A 678-nucleotide genomic window follows, 5' to 3' on the forward strand; every position below is an offset into this window, starting at 1 on the left:
ATGCCGGCGGATCACCGAACAACGCGTGCGCGCGGCCCAGCACCTCACCGACCTGAGCCACCACCGCGCCAACCGACACGAAACCAGTATCAGCGACCCCGCACTAACCCCCAGACACAATTTTGGCGCCGCGGTTCAGTACCCCCTCGGTGACCGTGTCGGGTCGGCCTGCTGAATTTTGGCCGCCAGATCCGAGCCGTCGGCCGACACTCCGTATCGGCCCATCGCATAGTTGACGAACGCCGCGGCCTGGGCCACCGGGTCACGCAGAAACGGTGACGTGCCCGGCTCATGGTATGCCCGAAACGTCGGCTCGATGAACTGAAATGCGCCTTGTGACGGAGTTCCGTTAGCTGCGTTGCTATCCCAGCTATTCTGCGCGTTCGGATTGTGGCCCGACTCCCGCGCGGAGACCACCATCATCCCGGTCTCCCAGTTGCGGCGCGCCCGCGGGTGGGTAATGCCCTTGATGTCGAGGGCCCTGTTGATCGCGGCGCGGATATTGGCCGCCCCCGGCGTGCCCGGAATATCGCTGGGCCGAAGCCGGATTCCGGTGTAGCGCTGCGCCAACGGGCCTCGCTGGAGCTGGCCCGTCAAACCCGCCACCTTGGCGATCTGCGGAGTGTTGAATCCCGATAACCCGCCACCGCCCCCACGTGGGCCGCCCATCGGTAGCCC

General features: G+C 66.2%; 1 pseudogene. It reads right to left on the minus strand.

Features of this window, described 5'->3' with window-relative positions:
• Positions 1-135 precede the first annotated feature (135 nt).
• Positions 136-678: pseudogene (locus tag CEX87_RS26905) on the minus strand (lytic transglycosylase); the annotation flags it as partial.

Source organism: Mycobacterium lehmannii (assembly GCF_002245535.1).
GTDB classification, from domain to species: domain Bacteria; phylum Actinomycetota; class Actinomycetes; order Mycobacteriales; family Mycobacteriaceae; genus Mycobacterium; species Mycobacterium lehmannii.